A 20,536-nucleotide genomic window follows, 5' to 3' on the forward strand; every position below is an offset into this window, starting at 1 on the left:
CGAACTCGCGGAACAACTCATCTGGAGGGTTTCATGAAAGCCACGCTGCCCGCCGTCGCGCTCTGCCTGCTGTTCGCCGTGCCCGCATTCGCCAAGGAAGTGGCCGGGGTGAACTATCCGGACACCGCGAAGGTGGGCGACAAGGAGCTGAAGCTCAACGGTGTGGGCCTTCGCAAGAAGGTCGTCTTCAAGGTCTACACGGTGGGGCTGTATCTGGAGACGCCGTCGAAGGACGCGGCGCAGATCATCGCCGCGGACGAAACCAAGCGCGTCCGCATGTACATGCTTCGTGACCTGGACAAGAAGACCATCACCGAGGCCATCTCGGACGGCTTCAAGAAGAACGCGGGCGCCAAGCTCCCCGCGCTCCAGCCCAAGCTGGACTCGTTCAACGCGTCCATCCCGGACCTGAAGAAGGGTGACGAGCTCATCCTGACCTACGTGCCGGGCAAGGGCACCGAGGTGAAGAGCACCAAGGGTGGCGAGGACATCTCCGTGGAGGGCAAGGACTTCGCGGACGCGCTCTTCTCGGTGTGGCTGGGCAAGGACCCGGTGGATGGCGGCCTGAAGGACGGGATGCTCGGCAAGGACTGAGCGAGTCGTCACACCTCGCGTCACCTCGGGCGCCCCGTGTCTCGGTGAGAGGCACGGGGCGTCTTCGCGTTTTCGGGCGCCCTGGGTGACGCTTGAAATACGTGGATGCGTGGCGCGTAGTAGGAACGTGCCCGGCTGCACGGCGACGCCGGGTCTGATAGCAACCGGCCGGTCAGGAGGACGACATGGGTGGTATTTGCGCGTGGCTGGTGCTGGGTGGAATCGCCGGCTGGTTGGCGAGCATCATCAAGGGCACGAATGCGAAGATGGGAATCTTCGCCAACATCGCGACCGGCGTGGTCGGTTCGATGATTGGCGGCTGGCTGTTCAGCCTGCTGGGCGGCCGGGGTGTGACGGGGCTCAACCTCTATTCGCTGGCGGTGGCCACGGTGGGGGCGGTCATCCTCATCAGCATCGTCCAGGCGATACGCAAATAGCGGCCGGGGCCCCTCACGCCTTCAGAAGAGGCTGAGCTGGGGTGACGGCGGAGGCTTGCGCGGCGGACGCCGGAAGGTGTCCGGCGCGTCCTCGGTGATGTAGGAGGTGCGCAGGCCGACCTTGCGCGCCGTCGTGTCGAAGAGGCGGTGGATGGTCTCCGCGTAGAGGCCTTCGCCGCGCATGCGGTGCTTGAAGCGGGAGTCGTTGAGCTCCCCACCGCGAATCTCCCGGATGCGGTGCAGGACGCGCTCGGCGCGCAGGGGCAACTTGGCGCGCAGGCGTTCCTCGAAGACGTCCTTCACGGGCCCGGGCAGGCGCACCAGGGTGAAGTGCGCGCGGCTGGCGCCGGCTTCACGCACGGCGGTGAGCACGCGGTGGATGTCCTCGTCGTTGAGCCCCGGGATGATGGGGGCCACGGAGACGGCCACGTTGAGGCCGGCCTCGGCCAGGCGGCGAATCGCGAGCAGCCGCCGCTGGGGGGAGGCCGCGTAGGGCTCCATGGCGCGTGCGACTTCCGCGTTGTGGAAGGGCAGGCTGATGCTGACCCAGAGCCGGGCGTCGCGCGAGATTTGCTGGAGCACGTCGAGGTCCCGCTCGATGAGCACGCCCTTGGTGATGATGCCCACGGGGTTGCGGTACTCGGCGCAGACCTCCAGGCAGGCGCGGGTGAGGCGCATGGAGGCCTCGAGCGGCTGGTAGCAGTCGGTGACGCCGCTGAAGACGACGGTTTCGCCCTTCCAGGACGGGCGCTCGAAGTGCTCGCGCAGCAATTCCGCCGCGCGGGGCTTCACGACGAGCTTCGTCTCGAAGTCGGTGCCCGCGCCGAAGTCGAGGTACTGGTGCGTGGGCCGCGCGTAGCAGTACGCGCAGGCATGGAGGCAGCCCCGGTAGGGATTGACGCTCCAGCTGAAGCCCACGTCCGGGCTGTCGTTGTGCGAGACGACCTGCTTGCTGTGGTCTTCAAAGACTTCCAGCCGCGAGGGTGGGATTTCGTCCAGGTACTCCACCGCGGTGCTCGCCCACGGGTTGGGCGGATTGTCGATGGGGCGTGCCTTCACGCGCACAGGGTGGGGCTGAAAGCGCGTTCAGTCAAGGGTTAGAGTAGCGAACGATTTTTTCTGGCCGCGGTTGAGGTGGAATGCGCTCCGGGTTCGTTTCCTGTCGGCAGCATCAACGTCAAGCAGGAGCTCTCGAGCATGAAGTCTCTTGGAATGAAGCCGCTTCTGACAGTCCTGTCAGTGCTGGTGGTCTCCCTGGTGGGATGCGGGGTTGCGGAGGAAGCGTCCCACGTCCCTCCTGGTTCCACGTCCCAGGCCCTGGCCGGACCCTATGATGCGTGGGTTGCCCGCCACGCGCTCACCGCCGCCCAATACCAGACGGAGTTCAATACCTGGACCGGGCAAGGCTATCGCCTCTCCTATGTCAGCGGCTACGAAGACGGAGGCAGTGTCCGTTACGCGGCCATCTGGGAGCAGACGAGCGGCCCGGCCTGGCGGGCCTTCCACGGGCTGACCTCCGCGCAGTATCAGACCACCGCCGTCAATCAAAACGCGCAGGGATACCGCCCGGTGGTGGTCAACGGCTACAGCGTCGGAGGCGTCGCCTACTTCGCGGTCATCTTCCATTCGGACGGGGTCGCCGCGTGGGTGGCCCGCCACGACCTGACCGCGGCCCAGTACCAGACGGAGTTCAACACCTGGACCGGGCAGGGCTACCGGCTCGTGCACGTCAGTGGGTACACGTCCGGTGGCGCTGAGCGCTATGCGGCCGTCTGGGAGCAGACCAGCGGGCCGGCGGCGCGGGCCTATCACGGGCTGACCGCGGCCCAGTACCAGTCCACGTTCAATACCAACGCGTCCCAGGGCTACCAGGTCGCGAAGGTCAGCAGCTACAACGTGGGCGGCACGGACCGGTATGCGGCCATCTTCCATGCGTCAGCGGGGGTTCCGATTGCCGCGCGTCATGGCCTCACCTCCGCTGGCTACCAACAGGCCGCGACGGACCTCAAGAACCAGGGATACCGCCCCGTCGTGGTGGCGGCGCACAACAATGGGAGCCAGCCCGAGTTCGCGCTGGTCTGGCAGAACCTGACGTTCAGCGCGGCGGACCTGCAGCACATCGACACCACCGTCCAGCAGGCGATGTCCAACACGAACACCGTCGGCCTGTCGCTGGCCATCACGCGCCGCGGGCGTCTCGTGTTCGCCAAGGGGTATGGCCTGGCCGACCAGGCCAACAGCACCCCGGTCAACTCCTCCCACCGCTTCCGCGTCGCCAGTGTGTCCAAGCCGATGACTTCCATCGGCATCATGAAGCTGATTGAGAACGGCCAGATTCAACTGACGGACCGCGTCTTCGGCCGGGGCGGATTGCTCGGTGAGACGTACGGCGCGCAGGGCACCTACCGGGACAGCCGCGTCCTGAACATCACGGTCCAGCAACTGCTGGAGCACACCGCGGGCGGCTGGGACAACGACGGCGCGGATGGGACGGGTGACCCCATGTTCATGAACACGAGCATGACGCACGCGCAGCTCATCCAGTGGGTGTTGCAGAACGTGTCGCTCGAGTTCGCGCCGGGGACGACGTACCAGTATTCGAACTTCGGCTACAGCGTCCTGGGTCGCATCATCGAACGCGTCACGGGGATGACCTATGACGCCTATATGCAAAGCCAGGTGTTCACGCCCAGCGGCGCCACCAGCTTCGCCGTCGGAGGCGATACACTGGCCGCGCGTCTGTCGAACGAGGTCGTCTACTACCAGCTTGGCGCGGGGGCCTTCAATCCATACGGCATGCCGGTGCGTCGCATGGATGCGCACGGCGGCTGGGTCGTCACGCCCATCGACCTGCTGCGCGTCTCCGTTCGAGCGGATGGGTACTCGACCGTCCCGGACCTGCTGAGCACAAGCTCGCTCACCACGATGACCACGCGCACGACGGCGCCCGATACCTTGGGCAACCCCGTCAACTATGCGAAGGGCTGGTCCGTGAACAGCCTCCCCAACTGGTGGCACGGCGGCTATGTCCCGGGCACCCTGGCCCTGCTGGTGCGGACCGATGACCGCTATGGGCCGAGCCGCGCCGAGGAGTTCACCTGGTCCGCCATGACCAACTCCAACAACAGGGCCGGCTCGGGCACGTCGGACATCAACCTCGACAGCCTCATGTGGAGCGTCGTGAATGGCGTCAGCGCCTGGCCCGCGCACGACCTGTTCTAATCACGGCTCGTGGGACCGGCGGGGCTCGCAAGCGCCTCCGCCGGTCCGTTGGTGCGCTGTCCCGCGGGAAGGACCTTCCTCCCGTCGGGGCGTCCGATAGTCCGTGGCCAAGGTCAAGACCGGGGAGCAAGAGCCGGCGGCCCGCTCACTCCGAGTGGCCGAGCCCGGTCCATGTCGTCAGCGTGACGCCCGAGTACGCCGAGTACACGCGGAGGCCGACGAAGTACGTGCCCGCCGTCGGCGCCGTCAACGTGCAGGTCTCGTTGTTGCCGCTGAGGTTCGGACGACAGTGGTAGGTCGTCGTTGTCGGCGGCGCGCCGAATCTGGCGTAGAGGTCCACGTCACCCGTGCCGCCGCTGACCTTGAAGGTCACTTTCGACCTGCCGGCGGGGACATCGAGGCTCCAGTGCTGGAAGGAGCCCGCGCTACCCGAAAGGCCGGTCATCGACAGCCATGGGTTGGGCACGGGGCCCTCCACTTCAACGCCGATACATACCGCCTTCCAGGCGTTGCTCACCGAGGTGATGGTAGCGGCGTCGTAGCCCAGCTGTGCGGCGGCCTGCTCGGTCGCGGTCTTGGCCGCCTCGAAGTTGGAGCTGGCGATGAGGATGTCCCTGTTGGCCTTGTAGAAGATATTCGCGGCCTTCTCGATGCCGATGCCCGCGACCACCGTCGTCGTCTTCGCGCGTGGGTGCGTGCCGCCCTGAGACAGCAGGTAGAACGCCAGATTGGAGATACCCGAGCTGTAGTGCACATCCACGCCGGAGGAGTAGTCGCTGTAGCAGTCGAGTGAGTCGCCATCCTGTGTGGGATTGGCCATGTATCGCAGGGCGTCGTTCGGGATGTGCGGCGTCCAGATGCCGTCGCCGATCTCCCACGTGTGAGGGCTGACGACCTTGCCGTCGCCGTACCACTCGCAGACCGCACCGAAGATGTCCGACAGGGACTCGTTCAGACCGCCGGACTCACCCGAGTAGATGAGCTCGGACTCGTGGTCGGTCACGGCGTGGGTCAGTTCGTGCGCGGTCACGTCCAGCGAGTTCGCCAGGTTGCTGGCGGTCACGCCGTCACCGTCGCCATACACCAACTGCGTGCCGTCCCAGAAGGCGTTCACATAGGCGACACGGTGGTGCACGGTGCTGAGGAGCGCCGCGCCCGCGTTGTCGATGGAGTCACGGCCAAACAGCTCGCTGTAGCAGTCATACACCGTGCCCAGATGGTCGTAGTTGGTGTTGACGACCGGGTCGGGGTGCTCAGCCTGGCCCTCGCCGCGGACCAGCGTACCGGGCAGCGTGGAGGCGTTGTTTCCGTTGTAGATGCGCCGGTTGAGCGCGGAGTGGATGCGCGGATGCACGGCGAGCAATTCGCCATCATGCGCGTCCACATAGACCAGGTCTTTGGAGGGGATGCCCGCGCGCTGGCCTTCGACTGGGACCTGCCATGCCAGATGCATCTCCTCGTCACCTTCGGGACGGAGGAATACCTGCTTCGGGGAACCCACGGCCATGGCGGGCTCCGCACGCGAACCACGTACCGCCACCTGGGCGGCATTCTCGGGCGGTATCACGCCCTCTCTCGAAACGCGGCCACCACCCCGTGCGTTGCCGTTGACCGCGTAGACGGCTCCCTGGGAATCCACGTGGAGCACCAGGGCGCTACCGATGACGGGCAAGCTCCCGTGGAACTGCTGGAAGCGCAAGTGCCGGTGGCCCTGCTCGTCCACGTTCTGCTTGCGGAACACCAGGTCCTCGCCCCGCATGCGGAACTCCGACGCCACGTCATTCAACACTCCACGGACATCCTCCCCCGTGGCCCGTGATTTCTCGGTGAAGACACGCGGGACGCGGCCGAGGTCGCGGCGGACGAAGTAGTGGCCATCTGTCCTGGAGTCGACGTGTGGCCTGGGCGCGGATGCCGGCGCGGTCGCCTCCACGTGCGTGGCCGCCGAGATGGCCATGGCAGGTGGCACCTCTCCGGACGGGGCATCGCACGCCGTGATGCTGGCGCAGAGGCAGGTGGTCCATATGACGTACGCAGAGGGAAACTTCATGGCTTCTCCTTGGCTCTCGCCTCGATGGAGGAACTCCGGGTCGGGTCCGGAGCACCTCCCCATGGCAATCCGACTCCGCCGGACGGCCGCCTTGTCACACGCGCTCTTATCCAACCGATGGCATCCGCCAAGCGTGCTCGAGGCCAGGGGTTTTGGGGATTCCCTAAAACGAGGGAGAGGAGTGTCCAGCGTGTCGTGAATCTGAAATTCATTGCTCCAATCGCGCGCAGGAAAGACCTCGCAGGACATTGCTGCCCCTCCGCTTCGGTGGTGGATTCCCCCTATTCCTCCGGGTTTGTTGTTTTTGTATCTAATGAACGCGCGTCATCCACATCACCGCACTGCAGAAGGGATAGACCATGATGCGTGGCATCCGCTGGCTCGCCGCATGTTTGTCGTTCTCCCTCTCTGGCTGTTCCGCCGGAGATCTCGAGCCCTCCGAGGCCTCACAGCCAGAGCAGAGCGTCCTCACGAGCGATGCCCGCCTCCAGGACATCGCGACGGCGCTGAGCGCGCTCCCCGACGTCCAGGTTCTGGGCTCACACGGTGACGGCGTGCCGTACATGATTCATGGAGAGCTGGGATGGGTGGGCCAGAGCCTCGCGGACGTCACGGTCTGGCAGGCCCACGAGTTGGTGACCACGGCACTGGAGCGCATCGCCCCGTCTTTCCGCCTCGACGCGCGCGACCTGGTGCCTCGGCGAATCGCTCGTGACACGCAGGGACGCACCCATCTCCGGTACTCGCAGACCAAGGACGGCCTGCCGGTGGTCGGTGGTGAGTTGGTGGTGCACCTGGATGCGTCTGGACGGGTGTACGCGGTGAACGGCTCGGCGCGGGACGGGGAGCAGGTTCCCTCCAGCCCCGGCATCGCGCTGGAGACCGCCCAGCAGGTGGCCTTGCGGAAAACGCCGGGCGCCAGCGCCTTGGAGGGCATGCCTCGCCTTGTTTATGTCCGTGCGACCGCGAAGGACCCGCTGCGGTTGACCTGGGAGGTGCGGGTGACGGGCACCGCCGCCGCTACGCCCCTGCGGGACCGTGTCTACGTGGACGCCTCGGATGCCTCCATCGTCCTGCGCGCGCCGGAGATCCACGACGCGCTCAACCGCAGGGTGTACAGTGCCAACAACGCCACCAGCCTCCCCGGTACGCTCAGGCGCGGCGAGGGGCAGAGCGCCACGGGCGATGCCCACGTGGACGGCAACTTCGACGTGCTGGGAACCACGTACGACTGCTTCAACACACTGTTCGGGCGTGACTCGATTGACAATGCGGGCCACACGCTCACCAGCACCGTGCATTACTCCACCCACTACGTGAATGCCTTCTGGGACGGCACGCAACTGGTGTGCGGCGATGGAGACGGGGTCAACGCCGGGCCGCTGTGCACGGACCTGGATGTGGTGGCCCACGAGCTGACCCACGCGGTGACGGATTTCGAGTCCGGCCTCATCTATACCGGCGAGTCCGGCGCGCTGAACGAGTCCCTGTCGGACATCTTCGCCTCCGTGTGCGAGAGCTGGTCGAACTCGTGGTCCATGGGCCCGGACATCTGGAAGATTGGCGAGGACATCTGGACGCCCGCCACGCCCGATGACGCCCTCCGATACATGAACGACCCGGTCCTGGACGGCGCCTCGCTGGACTACTACGGGGACTACTCGTCCGACACCGACGTGCATTACGCGTCGGGCATCTCGAACCTGGCGTTCAAGCTGCTGGCCACCGGCGGTGTGCATCCGCGCGGGCGCACCCCGACGGAAGTCCCAGGCATTGGCGTAGAGGCCGCTGCTCGCATCTTCTACAAGGCCAGCACCGACTACTTCACCGCCAGCACCACCTTCGAGCAGGCCAAGACCTATACCCAGTTCGCGGCGCAGGACCTCGGCTTCAGCGCGGCCGTGCTGGAGTCCGTGAGCCTGTCCTGGCAGGTCGTGGGCTTCCCTCTCTACTTCCCGACGTTCTGCACGACCCTTCCTCGCTTCAGCGGTACCGTGACGAACCTCAACGGCGCGGTGGGTTCGAACCGGTACTACTGCGCGGACGTCGGTGCATTCACCTCCCCGTACTTTACCCTCGGCGGAGGCACGGGTGACGCGGACCTTTACGTGCGATACGGCGCTGCTCCAACGAAGAGCGTCTACGACTGCCGCTCCTACTCGACGACCAACACCGAGGTGTGTACCGGCACGTCACGGCCCGTACCGGGCAGGTTCTGGGTCATGATCAACGGGTACCGGGCCTACTCCGGCGTGACGTTCAGCTATTCCTTCTGAGCGGTGCGCGGGCAGGGATGGCGGGCGGCTGCCCGCTCCGGGGACAGGGCCATCCCAGACTGAAGACGAGCATGTCCCTCCTCCACGGGGCCGTGTCTGGCGTATCGATTCAAGCGGTTGACGCGCCGCTCGAAGGTGGGCGGCGCGAATCCGATGAAAATCGTCAGGGTCGCGAATCCATAGGGCGGGATTTCGTCCAGGGACTCCACCGCGGTGCTCGCCCACGGGTTGGGCGGATTGTCGATGGGGCGTGCCTTCACGCGCACAGGGTGGGGTTGAAAGCGCGTTCAGCCAGGTGCCGGATGCGTGCGAGGTTGAGGGGAAGGCTCGCCCAGGAGCGTTACACCGCGACATTCCTCCGCATGGAAGGGCCGCGAATGAGATTCCTCCTGCTCCTGCTCTCTTTGTTTCTTTCGAGCTGTGCCTCCCCGGCCCGAGGCGTGGCCGCGCAAGGGGGCGCGGTGGCCTCTGATGCCGACCGGATTGTGCGTGACCTCTGCGACAAGCAGCTCGCGCTGCTCGGCGAGGAGTCCCACCACGGCAATGGCAGGACCATCGCTTTCAAAGCGGAACTGACCCGCAGGCTCGTGGAAGAATGCCAATACGATGCCTTTTTCATCGAGACAGGCATCTATGACTTCCTCCACCTCCAGGTGCTGAGAGAGGCGGGCCAACCCGTCAGCGAGGACCTGGTTGCCACTGCGATTGGTGGGATGTGGGCCAATCAGGAGATGGCGCCCCTGATTCCGTTCCTGTCCGAGCGGCTCAAGGCGGGGACCCTCGTCGCGGGTGGGATTGATGATCAGATCAACCGAGGCACCTACGCCCAGCGCGAGATGGCGCGCGAACTCATTCCCTTTCTGGAGGGCCCGAGGCAGGCCGCGTGCGGAGAGGAAATCGAGAGGAACATGTCCTGGAACTACGACGACGCCCACCCATATACGGCGGAGCACATGAAGTTCATCCTGGGCTGCTGGACGGAGCTGGGGGCGGTGCTCTCCAGGCCCGGAGTGGCTGTGACGCCGAGGGCTCGAGGCCAGTTGCAGATGGTCCGCAGCCTTGAGCGGAACTACACCCGTCAGGTCGCCGCGATGTCCCGGGCTCCGGACGCGTCTGGAGGGACATGGAGCTGGAGCGATTTCGATGACCGCTCCCGCTCCATGTTCATGAATCTGGAATGGCACCTGGCCCAGTCATCCAGGCCCCGAAAGGCCATTGTCTGGCTTGCCACCGTTCATGCGGCGAAAGACCTCAAGGGCCTTGATGCGGACACCCGGCACGGGACGTCCTTCGGGTCCTACGTCCAGGAGAAGTTCGGGGCGCGGGCCTTCGTGTTGGGCTTCTCCGCGCGATCCGGGAGCTATTCCATCGGCAGCACCCCTCGCACGAATTCCCTCGCGCCCGCGCGGGACGACTCCCTGGAGGGCTGGGCGTTTTCGGGCCACACCGGGGACACGCGGTATCTGGATGGGAGCCAGCTGCGTGATTTCGGGCCTCGGGTGGCGCGTCCCTTGAACTACGCGTGGATGACGGCCCCTTGGGCCACGGTCATGGATGGGCTGCTCATCTTCCGGGAAGAAGCCCCACCGCGCCCGGTGGCCCGGGCGAGCCCAGCGACGCATTGACCCCACCAGCGAGTCCCGGAGGGGTCAGGCGCGCTCCATTTTCCGTACCAATGTGAGAGTCATTGTTGCCCCAGCCATCCAAGGACTGGCGCTCAATCCAAACCGAGACAAATATGGTGGCGTCGTGCCCCGCTCCTCGACTGGCCCCAGGTCCTGGGGCCCCGGAGTCACCATGCAGCCTCATTCGCTGTTCTCCCGCGTCGCTTGTCTATTTTCACTCGTCACCCTGGGTTGTGGCGCTCCTGATGCAAAGGAGCCCGCGGCCCAGGCGGACCAGCCCTCCGCGGTAGGTCACTACCGCTGCATCCCGCTCTCCGCGGAAGCGCTGCGCGTGACGGCACCGTCCACGGCCCTCGTCGTGGGAGACTCACGGCAGGAAGCCCAGGTCACCACGGCCCGGCTCTGCCCCAGCGGTCAGGTGCCCCAGGCGGTGTACAACCCGGCGCCGCCGCGCCCGCTCGCATCCTGGCTGCCCGCGATGCCCGGCGCGTCCGAAGGCAATCGTCCCGTCCATGCGAGCGCCGACTCCATCTATTACGTGGGGGTGTACAAGCCGACGTCAGAGACGGGTTACTCGCTGGGGGTGGGCGCGCGTCTTCAGATCAACAACCCCCAGGTTGCCCACACCTTGGACCAGGCCAGCACGGTGGTGTCGATGGTCCGGGGCGCCAGCACGTCGATTGTCGCGACGGGCTACCGCAAGTTCCAGACGTCGTATCCCACCCTGCTCGTCGGCCACACGGTGGGAGGCGTCTTCCAGCACGTCACGGGCTGGGTGCAGGTCCACCCGAGCTACTACCCGGGAATGGACCTGAGCGGCTACATCGGCGCGAAGCCGCGTTTCTTCGTCCTCTATTCGGGAACCGACTGGTGGGTGTATTTCAATGATGCCTGGGTGGGCTACTTCCCCGGCTCACGGTGGGGCGGTGCCTTCACGTCGGGCGACATGGCCCACTGGTACGGTGAGGTGTTCGACGCGGGTGCGCGCCTGCCGCCGGTGACGGACATGGGCAACGGCTTGTTCCCACCGAACGCGGCCTCCGGCGCCATCGACGAGATGTGCACCCACTCGGGCACCAACTGCTACAGCATTGGCGCCGGGCAGACGTATGTCTCCAACGCCGCGTATTACGGCCTGTACTACCCGGGCCTGTCGAACCTCCGTTACGGCGGAAACGGCGGCGGGTAGCCTCCGCTCGAAAGCTTGGGAGACGGGCGTGTCCTCGCTCTGGGGCATCGCCCGGTGTGTAGATTCAAGGGGTTGACGCGCCGCTCGGGCATCGGGCGGCGCGGTCCGGAGAAAATCGTCGAGGTCGCGAATCCGTTTGTCGGGTGCCCGCCTCTTAGTGGGCAAGGCAGGGCATTTTCCCCGCCGCCGTCTTCCAGGGACTCGCATGGCCGCCGCCCACCCGTTGCCCGCTGCTCCCGACGCGATGCTGCTCGCGGCCCACGCGGGGGATCGCGACGCGATGCTCCGCCTCCTCCAGGCGCTCCAGCCCAACCTCAGGCGGTACGCGCAGCAGCGCTGCTTCATCAGCGACATCGACGACGCGGTCCAGGAGTCGCTGCTCTTGCTGGCCCGCCACCTGGGCTCGGTCCGGAAGCTGGCGTCCCTGTCGGGCTGGTTGTTCCGCATCGTTCAACGCGAGTGCCGCCGCCTGGGGCGCGTGGCCCTCAAGCAGGACCCCTACGAGGAGGCGCGGGCCGACCAGTGGATGGTCTCGCACACGCCGGACTCCGCTCGACTCGATGTGGCCTCAGCGCTGGAGTCATTGCCTCCGCACTACCTCGAGGTTGTCCTGTTGCGCGACTTCGAGGAGCTGTCCATCCGCGAAATCTCGGAGCGCCTGGGCGAGGACGTGCCCGCCGTGAAGAGCCGCCTGCACCGGGCCCGCGCCATGGTGCGCGAGTACCTGCTGGCCTGACCTTTCATCCCCGCCTCATCGACATCCGAAGAAGGAGACCCGTCATGGCCAATCCCATGTCCACCCTCGGCATCATCCACACCGTGCTCAGCCTGCCCCCCATCGTCTTCGGTGTCTGGGGCTTCCTTCGCGACGGACGCATCGACCCCGGCACCCGCGTGGGCCGGCTGTACCTGCTCGGCATGGTGGCGTCGATTCTCACGTCGTTCGGTCTCTCCAGCACGGGCGGCTTCAACCCCGGCCATGGACTGGGCCTGCTCGCGCTCGTGCTCATGGCGGTGGGCGTCGTCGCCTCGCGCGTGGAGGGATTCGGCCGCGCCACGCCCTACGTGGAGACGCTGACGCTGTCCGCCAGCTTCATGGTGCTGCTGGTGCCCGGCATCAACGAGACGCTGACGCGCCTTCCCGCGGGCCAGCCCATCGCCAGCAGTCCGGAGTCGCCGCCCGTGCAGACCGCCCTGCTCGTGCTGGTGGCCTTCTTCTTCCTCGGTGCCACGTACCAGGTGCTGAAGCTGCGGGCGCTCGCGCGAAGGAGCCCGGTGGTCGGCTCGGTGGCGTGACGCACGCTTCGCCTGAGTCATTCCCCCTGACGCCGCTGCGGGAATCAGCGACGGCGCCTACGCCTCCAGTCGCTTGCGCAGCACTCCAACACGGCTGCGGCCCACAGGCAGTCGGGTGCCGTCTCGCAGCTCCACCGAGGTGCGCGAGCCCTCCGTGGAGATGAGCTCGCGGATGTCCGTCACTCGGATGAGATAGGAGCGGTGGATGCGGAAGAAGTCGGCGGGGAGCAGTTGCTCGAGCCGCTCCAGGCTCTTCTCGCTCAGCTCGGTGCCGCCTCCACGCAGGACCAGCTCGGTGTAGTCGCCAGCGCCCTGGATGTACGCGACGGAGTCCAGGGGCACGAGGACCACGCCTCCGCCCTTCCTCACCGCGAGAGCGCGCAGGGGAGTGGCCGCGCGGCTTCCCACTCGGGCGAGCGCGAGGGCGAGCCGCTCCGGCGTGTATGGCTTGGGCACGAAGTCCAGCACCCCCAGCTCGAAGGCGCGCAGCGCCTGGTCTGTGTTCGCGGACACCACCACTGTCTGGAACGCGCCCGCGGCCACCTCCTCGAGCAGCGCGAAGCCGTCTTCCCCCGAGAGGTTCAGGTCCAGCAGCAGTACGTCCACGGTGCGCTCGGCCAGCAGCTCGCGTGCCTCGTCCAGACTCGCGCACACGCGCGGGGGCGGAGCGTCCGGCCCCAGCTGCTGCTCGCACAGCCGGGCGAGACGGCGCGCCGCCAGTGGCTCGTCCTCCACGATGAGCAGTCTCACGCCGGCACCTCCACCCGCGTCCTCCAGCCCGCATCCGTAGGCCCATCCTCGAGCCTCCACGCGCCAGGGAAGGCCTCCTCCAGACGCGCGCGCAGGTAGCGCGAGCCGGTGCCCTCACCACCCCCCGGGCGCGTCCCCGTGCCCGGAGGCGCGAGGAAGACGTAACGCCGACGGGGCCCCGTGCCTTCGGCGACGAGGCTGCTTTCGAGTCGGAAGGTGTGGGGCGAGACGTAGCGGTTGTGACTGAAGGCGTTCTCCAAGAGCGTGTGCAGCAGGGCAGGGGGGACGGGGGCCGACAGGTCAACGCCCTCGGTCTCCAACTGGAACGCCGTGCCCTGTCGGCAGCCCATGACCTCCAGATGGGCGCGACACAACTCCAACTCGCGAGCGAGCGGGATGGTGCGCTCACCGGAGACGGCGAGCAGATGCCGGTACACCGCGCCCAGGGCCTCGATGAAGCGCACGGCCTGCGCGGGCTCCGTCTCCACCCACTCGCTCAGCGCGCCCAGCGTGTTCATCAGGAAGTGCGGCTGCAGGCTGCGCTTGAGCAACTCCAGTTGCAGGCGCTCCGCGGCGCGCGTCGCACTCTCGAACCGCTCCTGCTGCTGTCTCTGCCGCCGGGCATGTATCGCCGTGAGGCAGACCAGGAGCCCTCCGAAGGCGACGAAGAAGCCGCGCTCGGAGAAGCCCCAGGGTTCCAACAGGTAGAGCGTCCCGGCGAAACAGAGCCCCGCCAGCGCGCCCAAGGCTCCCCCCGGTTCCCCTCTCCGCCACGCGCGCACGGCGAGCGCCGTGGAGACGACGAGCGAGGCCCCGAGCGCCACGCTGTTCTTGGCATCGAAGCCCGGAACGAAGACGAGCGCGAGCAGCCCCATTCCCAGTCCCATCCACCGCAGCCAGCGGAGTGGCTCGCCGAAGGCCGCGTGGACGGTCGCTGGCAGCAGCGCCGCCACCGCCAGCACGGCCGCCGCTTGCAGTCGCAGCCGCAGCGCGTGCTGTGGGTAGGGATAGTTGGCGAGCCCGCGCCACGACTCCATCAGGACGAGCGCCGCGGCGGCGAGGCACAGCACGCCGAGCAGGAGCGTGGCGAGCCCACCGTGAGCGAGCCGCACGCGCACGAGGTGGTAGAGCCCCATCAGCACCAGCGCGCCCAGCATGCAAAGGGCTGGCACCAGTCCGAGCATCCGCATCTGAGCGAGTGACGCGGCCTCGCCCACCTGCATGTAGTGGACGGTGCCCACGGGCTGGAAGCCGAGTCGATGCGCGGAGATGCGCATCGTCAGCACGTGAGGGCCCGGCGCGCTGAGTCCGGTCGGAAGCGGGAGCAGGGCATCGACCCGTCCTGGTACCTCCTCCGAGGGCGTCCGCCCCACCTGTCCGTTGCGGCCCAGCAGCCCGCCGTCCCACCACGCCTCCCATGACCCGAGCACCGACAGGGCGAGGGCAGGTGTCGGGGCTCCGGCTTCACGCGGGGGCACGTCCACCTGCGTGCGCAGCCAATAGGGGCCCGTCCCCTCGTTCACCTGGTCGGCCGCCACCGTGTGCCAGCCCCGTGCGTCTCCGGAGAGCGCGACCTCCGGGGAGAGATCCTCCGTGTTCACCTGCACCAGTCCCTGCCGCGCGGAGGGCAGCGCGGCCGAAGCGGTGAGCGAGAGCGCGAAGCATCCCGCGAAGAGGGCGGAGGACATCATGGGCCTCAACATACGCGGCCCGGCGCCGCCCCACGCGCATTCCGGCGACACCGCGAGACGTTGGGCGACCGGCACCCCACGTGCCGTGCAGGCCACCGCATTCTCCTCCCTGAAGACCTTCTCGGAGGAACGCCATGCGTGCCGTGCTCCTGCTTGCCCTCATCCTTCCGTTGTCCCTCGCCCAGGCGCAGGGCTTCCAACTGCAGCCCCACACCTTCCAGGCCCGCGACGGTCGCACCGTTCAGGCGGAGCTGGGCACCCTCACCGTGCCCCTGCGCCATGCCCACCCCGAGGGCCCGGGCTTGCCCCTGCGCTTCGTGCGCTTCAAGAGCACGAGCGCCTCGCCCGGGGCGCCCATCGTCTACCTCGCGGGTGGTCCGGGAGGCTCCGGCATCGATGCCGCGCGTTATGGCCGCTTCGATTTGTTCCTCGCCTTGCGCGAGGTGGCGGACGTCATCGCGCTGGACCAGCGCGGCACCGGTGAGTCGAACCCGCATCCCGAGTTGAAGCAGTCGTGGGCCATCCCGCTCGACCAGCGCATGGACGAGGCGCTGCTCACCTCCACGGTGAAGAAGGCCGCCGCGGAGGCGAGCCGGACCTGGACCGCGGCCGGCGTGGACCTGGGGGCCTTCACCACGGTGGAGAACGCCGACGACCTGGAGATGCTGCGCAAGGCGCTGGGCGCGCCGAAGCTCAACCTCTGGGGCATCAGCTACGGCACCCACCTGGGCCTCGCCTACGTGCGGCGCCACGCGGAGCGGGTGGACCACATCATCCTCGCGGGCATCGAGGGGCCTGATGACACCTGGAAGCGGCCTGCCCACGCGGAGGCGCTGCTCGGGCGCTGGGAGGCCGTGTTGCGCGCCGAGGGTGAGCGCGGGCCCGGCCTGAAGGCACGGCTGGCGAAGCTGTTGAAGTCGTTGCGGAGCAAGCCGCTCACGGTGGAGTTCACGGACGAGGAGAAGGGTGACCGCCGCACCTGGAAGGTCAGCCCCTTCGACCTTCAGTGCCTCGCCTTCGAGTCCCTGCGGGACCCGGCCACCTTCCGGCGCTTCCTCCCCCTGCTCACGGCGTTGGAGTCCGGGAACCATGAGGCGATGGCGCCCTTCGCGGGCAGGCTTCGCGAAGGCTTGCTGCGTCCCATGTCGCTCGCGATGGACGCGGCCTCCGGTGTGAGCCCGGCGCGACGCGCCCTCATCGAGCGGGAGGCGGCGAAGGCGGTGCTCGGTGGCAGCGTCAACCCGGGCGCCCTGCTGGCGGAGGATGTGGCCGGCGTGAGCGACCTGGGAGAGTCCTTCCGTGGCCCTCTCAAGGCCGACGTGCCCGTGCTCCTCATCAGCGGCACCCTGGATGGGCGCACGAGCCCTGACAACGCGGAGGCCCTGCGCCCCGGACTCTCCCGGGCCGTGCACCTGGTGCTGGAGGGCGCGGGACACGACGGCCTCTTCCAGTCGGACCCGCGCATCCTGGAGCGGATGAAGTCCTTCCTGAAGGGTGAATCGCTCCGCGACGAGCGAATGGAGATCAAGGCGAAGCCCTGAGGTCTCCCGCTCGCCCCGCGCTCGTGTGGGGGACGGGCCGCCGCCTCGCGGTCGTCGAGGAGGCGGCCCGACCTCCGCCTGCCGCCGGGCCGGTGCACCGCTCTTGCTCCGGCCGCACCTTCAGCGCGCAACGGCACTCGAACGCGGAGGCAGGACGATGAAGCAGCGCAAGCTGGGTCGGCAAGGGCTGGTGGTCTCGGAGCTGGGGCTCGGGTGCATGGGGATGAGCGAGTTCTACGGCGCCGGGGATGAGGCGGAGTCCCTGCGCACCATCCACCGCGCCCTCGAATTGGGCATCACCTTCCTCGACACCGCGGACATGTACGGGCCCTTCACCAACGAGGAGCTCGTGGGCCGCGCCATTCGAGGCCACCGCGAGCAGGTGGTGCTGGCCACGAAGTTCGCCAACGTGCGTGGCGCCAAGGGCGAGTTCCTGGGCATCCGTGGCGACCCGGCCTATGTGAAACAGGCGTGCGAGGCCTCGCTCAAGCGCCTGGGCGTCGACCACATCGACCTCTACTACCAGCACCGCGTGGACCCGAAGGTACCCATCGAGGACACGGTCGGCGCGATGGCGGAGCTCGTGCGCGCGGGCAAGGTGCGCTACCTCGGCCTGTCCGAGGCCGCGCCCGAGACGATTCGCAAGGCGCACGCCGTCCACCCCATCTCGGCGCTGCAGACCGAGTACTCCCTGTGGACGCGCGACGTGGAGGAGGACGGCGTACTCGCCACGGTGCGCGAGCTGGGCATCGGCTTCGTCTCCTACAGTCCACTGGGCCGAGGCTTCCTCACCGGCCAGTACAAGCGCTTCGAGGACCTGCCCGCGGACGACTTCCGACGACAGAACCCGCGCTTCCAGGGAGACAACTTCCAGAAGAACCTGGACCTCGTGCAGCGCGTGGAGCAGCTCGCGAAGCAGAAGGGCGTGACGTCCGCGCAGCTCGCGCTCGCGTGGGTGATGTCCCGAGGCCCGGACGTGGTGCCCATCCCCGGCACCAAGCGCGTGAAGTACCTCGAGCAAAACGCGGGGGCCGCACGCGTGGAACTCACGGGCGCGGACCTCGCCCAGCTCGACTCGGTGTTCCCGGTGGGCGCGGCGACGGGGCTTCGCTACCTGGACATGAGCAGCGTGCACCGCTGACGCGTTCGCAAGAAGGCGCTCACCGGCGCTGGGGCGCCCTGGAAGTCACGGGCGATGGGATGCCCGCATGACGCCGTGAATGGCTCCGGGGTGGCGCGGCTTGCGCGAAGAATGGCAAGCCGCGCCCGTCCGGCATCAGGGCACGGTGGTGCGCCGGCGCAGATGCGCCACGCCCACGGAGGGGATGCGGCGCTCGTCGCGTCCGGCCTCGGCGATGAAACCTCCCAACCAGATACCGTCGGGTGTCAGCGCCACGGCATCGACGCTGATGGCGTTGACGCCCCCTCCAATGGGCAGCAACCGCTCGCCATTGAAGACATACGCATGGGTGGGGCCCCCGCCTTCGGGAATGATGGTGCCCACGGCGACGAGGTCGCTCCCGCTGGGGACGAGCTTCCGGAAGCTATGGACACCGCCCCGGCTCTCGTTCATGGGCGGCGGCAGCCCGTTTTCAGCCGTCGCCAACTCCACCCAGGCGGTACCGTCCCAGTGTCCGAGTGTGATGCGGTCTGGCACGGGCAGGCCCTCCGGCCCCAATTCCATGTTGGTGCTCGCGAAGATGCCGCGCTCCCCGTAGGCGACGGTGATGACGGAGGTGCTCAGGCCTTCGCCCAGGGGCTCGAAGGCGGTGCCGTTCCAGTGGACGATGCGCCGCGCCGCCAATGTGCCCACGTGCGTGAACTCCCCCGCGGCGACGAAGGCGGGGTGGTCGGGGTCCTCGTTCTCGGGACGAAGGGCCAGCGCGGACACGGGGCTGTCGAAGCCGTCCGCCACCAGCACGAAACGCTCGCCATCCCAGCGGACCACGCGCCCGGTGGTGTCCAGCAGGGTCGACAGCCAGGGTCGTCCGAGCGAGTCCAGGGTCATGTCGAAGATGAAGCCGTGTGCGCTCAGGTCTCCGAGTGACCGCCACGCTTCCCCGGTCCACGTGAGCACGTGCGACTGGAGGGCGTTCCAGTCAGTACACGAGACATAGATGTCGCCCCGGGCATTCACAGCCAGGTCCGAGCACTCCATCTCCGGCAGTGCCGCCAGCGGCTTCCAGCCCGCGTCACTGAATTGCAGCACGGTGCGCGGAACCGCCTCGCCACCCGCATGGGAGATTTCGCCCAGGATGTGGACGGTGCACTGGGGGCCTCCCGTCGCCATCACATCGGGTCGCCCGCTCAGTCCGTCGCCGGACTCGCCGCCCTCGGTCCGCCACTGGCCGTCTTCGTAGGAGACGAGGCTCTGGGAGGCCGCGCCGTTGACGCTGGGGAAGGTGCCCGCGACATAGAGGCGCTCACCGTCGAGCAGGAATCGCTGGATGGGGACTTCCCACAGGGGGAAGGCGGAAGGGCCCTCATCGCCACAGTAGAGCGGCGCGAACCAGACGGTCCGGTTGGGCAGCGTGGCATTGGGCCACGGCTCCCATCCGGTGGTGGGCGACCACTGCGCCAGGGCATTCGCGGGGATGGCCTTGGGGTCGTTCCAGGCATGGCCGTTGACGTGGGAGAAGCATCCACCCACGTGAAGCTTGCCGTCGTTGAACACCAGGTCCGTCACGACGCCGGGGAACTGCCCGGTGCTGACGCCTTTGTTGAGCATCTCCCACGCGGTGCCATTCCAGCGGGCGATGGAGCCCACGCCATCCATGCTGAAGTCGTAGGCGAACGTGCCACCCGCATAGGGCGTCCCGTCGTCTCCGAGCGCGAGCGCGAAGACGCCGTTGCCGATCAGAGGGAGGTCGTACGCCTCCCACGTGCTCCCATTCCACCGGGCGACCATGTTGCTGGAGATGCCACCCACCTGGGAGAAGCCGCCGCCCACCCAGACGTCATCACCGTCGACGAGCAGCTCGTAGACGGGGCCATTGGCGGGGCCTCCGGTGGGGAACCGCCAGGTGCTCCCATCCCAGATGGCCAGGCCGATGGCCCCGTTCTCCGCGAGCTGGAACTGCCCCGCGACCCAGAGCTCTCCCTTGATGAAGGCCATGGTGCGAACCAGGCCGTCGAACCTGCCGATGACGCGAACACCTTCGGGCGTCGCGAGCCACACCTCACCCGAGCGCGCGCCGAACGTGTCGTTCGTCGCCAGGGCGAGCGTGGTGTCGTCCTTCGCCGCGACGGAAGAGAAGCCCGCGCCGGGAAGCCCTTGCTCCCATGTCCTCTGGAGGGGGTGCCACTTTCCGTCGTGGCGCTGGATGAGTGGAGGCGTGGCCTGCGTGCCGAGCCAGCGGAAGTACCCGGCGGCGACGAGGTCGCCCGAGGGCGTCTTCGCGAAGTCATACACATGGGGCACATGGCCATCCATGCCGGAGACGCCCGCGATGGAGAAGCGGGGGTCCCATTCTCCATTCTGGAGGACGTCCGTCACCGTCGGCGCGCAGGAGGTCCCCGCATCGGGTTCACCTCCGCCCGCATCGGGCTGGCCTGCGTCAGGAGTGCCGGAGTCAGGCTCGCCAGCATCCGCGGGGCCGGCATCCGGACGAGGGCCTCCGCCAGAGTCGGGGATGCCAGCGTCATCAGAGCCCGCATCGGGCGTGGGCTTCGGCGGGTCATCACTACAAGCGGTGAAGAGGAGTGCCACGACGAGGAACAGGGAAACACGATGCGTCCAGGAGTTGATCAGGGGTGTGCGCATAGGGGGTCACACACGACTGCAATTGCCGGACCTTTTCTCGCCTTATGATGTTTCAAGTATTTCAGCTGACTTCGAGCGACGCCGTCGCACCGAGAGCCTCGA

General features: G+C 67.6%; 15 protein-coding genes. 10 read left to right on the top strand and 5 right to left on the bottom strand.

The features are described 5' to 3' along the window. Positions 1 to 33 precede the first annotated feature (33 nt). The gene (locus HR086_RS01470; RefSeq protein WP_141643527.1) at positions 34 to 594 is read left to right on the top strand and encodes a chalcone isomerase family protein; all 561 of its coding nucleotides are present in this window, start codon (positions 34 to 36) and stop codon (positions 592 to 594) included. Positions 595 to 779: 185 nt separating this feature from the next. Continuing rightward, on the top strand, positions 780 to 1,031 hold the full coding sequence (locus HR086_RS01475) for a GlsB/YeaQ/YmgE family stress response membrane protein (protein WP_141643528.1): 252 nt from the start codon (positions 780 to 782) through the stop codon (positions 1,029 to 1,031). A 21-nt stretch (positions 1,032 to 1,052) separates the two neighbouring features. Here the strand turns inward: HR086_RS01475 and HR086_RS01480 are convergent, their stop codons facing one another. Further along, a complete protein-coding gene (locus HR086_RS01480) occupies positions 1,053 to 2,090 on the bottom strand; it encodes a PA0069 family radical SAM protein (protein WP_141643529.1) in 1,038 nt (345 codons plus the stop codon). Between the two features lie 138 nt (positions 2,091 to 2,228). Here HR086_RS01480 and HR086_RS01485 point away from each other — a divergent pair, with 138 nt between their 5' ends. Next, on the top strand, positions 2,229 to 4,253 hold the full coding sequence (locus HR086_RS01485) for a serine hydrolase (RefSeq protein WP_254626131.1): 2,025 nt from the start codon (positions 2,229 to 2,231) through the stop codon (positions 4,251 to 4,253). Positions 4,254 to 4,398: 145 nt separating this feature from the next. Here HR086_RS01485 and HR086_RS01490 read toward each other — a convergent pair whose 3' ends face one another. Beyond that, positions 4,399 to 6,303 (bottom strand): M4 family metallopeptidase, encoded by a 1,905-nt coding sequence (locus HR086_RS01490; protein WP_254626132.1) that lies wholly within the window; start codon positions 6,301 to 6,303, stop codon positions 4,399 to 4,401. 359 nt (positions 6,304 to 6,662) lie between these two features. Here HR086_RS01490 and HR086_RS01495 point away from each other — a divergent pair, with 359 nt between their 5' ends. From HR086_RS01495 to HR086_RS01515, 5 genes are all read left to right on the top strand, one after another. Then, positions 6,663 to 8,579: a M4 family metallopeptidase gene (locus tag HR086_RS01495; RefSeq protein ID WP_254626133.1), complete on the top strand. Its 1,917-nt coding sequence runs from the start codon at positions 6,663 to 6,665 to the stop codon at positions 8,577 to 8,579. Between the two features lie 377 nt (positions 8,580 to 8,956). Beyond that, positions 8,957 to 10,204: an erythromycin esterase family protein gene (locus tag HR086_RS01500; RefSeq protein ID WP_174464625.1), complete on the top strand. Its 1,248-nt coding sequence runs from the start codon at positions 8,957 to 8,959 to the stop codon at positions 10,202 to 10,204. A 172-nt stretch (positions 10,205 to 10,376) separates the two neighbouring features. Continuing rightward, positions 10,377 to 11,393 carry a neprosin family prolyl endopeptidase gene (locus HR086_RS01505; RefSeq protein WP_174464626.1) on the top strand — a complete coding sequence of 339 codons (1,017 nt, stop codon included), beginning with the start codon at positions 10,377 to 10,379 and terminating at the stop codon, positions 11,391 to 11,393. 205 nt (positions 11,394 to 11,598) lie between these two features. Then, entirely contained in the window at positions 11,599 to 12,129 is a 531-nt protein-coding gene (locus HR086_RS01510; RefSeq protein ID WP_217440534.1) for an RNA polymerase sigma factor, read from the top strand. 44 nt (positions 12,130 to 12,173) lie between these two features. Continuing rightward, complete coding sequence (locus HR086_RS01515) at positions 12,174 to 12,689, top strand: hypothetical protein (protein WP_174463095.1); 516 nt, start codon at positions 12,174 to 12,176, stop codon at positions 12,687 to 12,689. A gap of 57 nt (positions 12,690 to 12,746) precedes the next feature. On the opposite strand, the gene HR086_RS01520 is transcribed toward HR086_RS01515, so the two are convergent. Next, the gene (locus HR086_RS01520) at positions 12,747 to 13,439 is read right to left on the bottom strand and encodes a LytTR family DNA-binding domain-containing protein (protein ID WP_141645347.1); all 693 of its coding nucleotides are present in this window, start codon (positions 13,437 to 13,439) and stop codon (positions 12,747 to 12,749) included. Further along, positions 13,436 to 15,130, bottom strand: coding sequence for a histidine kinase (locus HR086_RS01525; RefSeq protein WP_174464627.1), 1,695 nt, complete (start codon positions 15,128 to 15,130; stop codon positions 13,436 to 13,438). Before HR086_RS01525 ends, HR086_RS01520 begins: the two co-directional genes overlap by 4 nt. 134 nt (positions 15,131 to 15,264) lie before the next feature. Here HR086_RS01525 and HR086_RS01530 point away from each other — a divergent pair, with 134 nt between their 5' ends. Together HR086_RS01530 and HR086_RS01535 are read left to right on the top strand one after the other, a co-directional pair. Continuing rightward, entirely contained in the window at positions 15,265 to 16,671 is a 1,407-nt protein-coding gene (locus HR086_RS01530) for an alpha/beta fold hydrolase (RefSeq protein ID WP_174464628.1), read from the top strand. Positions 16,672 to 16,828: 157 nt separating this feature from the next. Then, positions 16,829 to 17,812 carry an aldo/keto reductase gene (locus HR086_RS01535; protein ID WP_174464629.1) on the top strand — a complete coding sequence of 328 codons (984 nt, stop codon included), beginning with the start codon at positions 16,829 to 16,831 and terminating at the stop codon, positions 17,810 to 17,812. A 135-nt stretch (positions 17,813 to 17,947) separates the two neighbouring features. Here the strand turns inward: HR086_RS01535 and HR086_RS01540 are convergent, their stop codons facing one another. Continuing rightward, positions 17,948 to 20,434, bottom strand: a complete 2,487-nt coding sequence (locus tag HR086_RS01540) for a hypothetical protein (RefSeq protein ID WP_174464630.1) — start codon at positions 20,432 to 20,434, stop codon at positions 17,948 to 17,950. Positions 20,435 to 20,536: the final 102 nt, after the last annotated feature.

Source organism: Myxococcus sp. CA039A (genome assembly GCF_013336645.1).
In the GTDB taxonomy this organism is placed as follows: domain Bacteria; phylum Myxococcota; class Myxococcia; order Myxococcales; family Myxococcaceae; genus Myxococcus; species Myxococcus llanfairpwllgwyngyllgogerychwyrndrobwllllantysiliogogogochensis.

What these genes read in the sequence shown, in the direction of transcription:
- HR086_RS01485 (WP_254626131.1), top strand. Translation starts at nt 2,229, where the DNA reads ATGAAGTCTCTTGGAATGAAGCCGCTTCTGACAGTCCTGTCAGTGCTG.
- HR086_RS01490 (WP_254626132.1), bottom strand. Translation starts at nt 6,303, where the DNA reads ATGAAGTTTCCCTCTGCGTACGTCATATGGACCACCTGCCTCTGCGCC.
- HR086_RS01500 (WP_174464625.1), top strand. Translation starts at nt 8,957, where the DNA reads ATGAGATTCCTCCTGCTCCTGCTCTCTTTGTTTCTTTCGAGCTGTGCC.
- HR086_RS01525 (WP_174464627.1), bottom strand. Translation starts at nt 15,130, where the DNA reads ATGATGTCCTCCGCCCTCTTCGCGGGATGCTTCGCGCTCTCGCTCACC.
- HR086_RS01530 (WP_174464628.1), top strand. Translation starts at nt 15,265, where the DNA reads ATGCGTGCCGTGCTCCTGCTTGCCCTCATCCTTCCGTTGTCCCTCGCC.
- HR086_RS01540 (WP_174464630.1), bottom strand. Translation starts at nt 20,434, where the DNA reads ATGCGCACACCCCTGATCAACTCCTGGACGCATCGTGTTTCCCTGTTC.
- HR086_RS01495 (WP_254626133.1), top strand. Translation starts at nt 6,663, where the DNA reads ATGATGCGTGGCATCCGCTGGCTCGCCGCATGTTTGTCGTTCTCCCTC.
- HR086_RS01505 (WP_174464626.1), top strand. Translation starts at nt 10,377, where the DNA reads ATGCAGCCTCATTCGCTGTTCTCCCGCGTCGCTTGTCTATTTTCACTC.
- HR086_RS01470 (WP_141643527.1), top strand. Translation starts at nt 34, where the DNA reads ATGAAAGCCACGCTGCCCGCCGTCGCGCTCTGCCTGCTGTTCGCCGTG.
- HR086_RS01475 (WP_141643528.1), top strand. Translation starts at nt 780, where the DNA reads ATGGGTGGTATTTGCGCGTGGCTGGTGCTGGGTGGAATCGCCGGCTGG.
- HR086_RS01515 (WP_174463095.1), top strand. Translation starts at nt 12,174, where the DNA reads ATGGCCAATCCCATGTCCACCCTCGGCATCATCCACACCGTGCTCAGC.
- HR086_RS01535 (WP_174464629.1), top strand. Translation starts at nt 16,829, where the DNA reads ATGAAGCAGCGCAAGCTGGGTCGGCAAGGGCTGGTGGTCTCGGAGCTG.
- HR086_RS01510 (WP_217440534.1), top strand. Translation starts at nt 11,599, where the DNA reads ATGGCCGCCGCCCACCCGTTGCCCGCTGCTCCCGACGCGATGCTGCTC.